1 protein-coding gene is annotated in these 600 nt (G+C 64.0%); it reads right to left on the bottom strand.

What is annotated here, in order from left to right; all coding sequences use genetic code 11:
- Nucleotides 1-600 (bottom strand): diiron oxygenase (locus WT97_RS05000; RefSeq protein ID WP_060353081.1); only part of this gene is annotated, 600 nt, incomplete at both ends.

The following is a 600-nucleotide window of genomic DNA, read 5'->3' as shown; positions in this document are numbered from 1 at the left end:
AGCCATTCCGGATCCGGCAGGCGCGACTGCACCGTGTCGCGCGGGAACAGCGCCTGGTTCACGTGCAGGTTGGTCGGGTGCAGCGGCTTCTCGGTGCGGCGCGCCGACGCCATCAGCACGCCGATCTTCGCGAATGCCGCACGCGCGACGTCGCCGCAGTTGTTCAGCGCCTTCTTCATGTAGCGCAGGTACGCGCCGCCATGACGTGCTTCATCGCGCGAAATCGTTTCGTAGATCTGCTTGATGACGGGCTCGGTGTGCCAGTCGGCCGCGCACCGGTACCAGTGGTTCAGGCGGATCTCGCCGCAGAAGTGCAGCATCAGCGTCTCGAGCGGCGGCGCCGGATCGAACTGGAAGCGCACCGCGTGCAGCTCCTCTTCGGTCGGCACCATCTCCGGCTTGAAGCGGCGCAGGTATTCCATCAGCACGAGCGAATGCTTCTGCTCCTCGAAGAACCACACGCTCATGAACGCGGAAAAGTCGCTGTCGTGCTGGTTGTCGCGCAGGAACATTTCCGTCGCGGGCAGCGCCGACCATTCGGTGATCGCGTTCATCTTGATCGTCTTCGCCTGCTCGTCGGTGAGCAGCGAAGCGTCGAAC

The sequence above is a fragment of the Burkholderia sp. MSMB1459WGS genome, assembly GCF_001534535.1.
Classification (GTDB): Bacteria; Pseudomonadota; Gammaproteobacteria; order Burkholderiales; family Burkholderiaceae; genus Burkholderia.
Note: the sequence above shows the minus strand (reverse complement) of the source record. Positions and strands in the feature narration are given on the sequence as shown.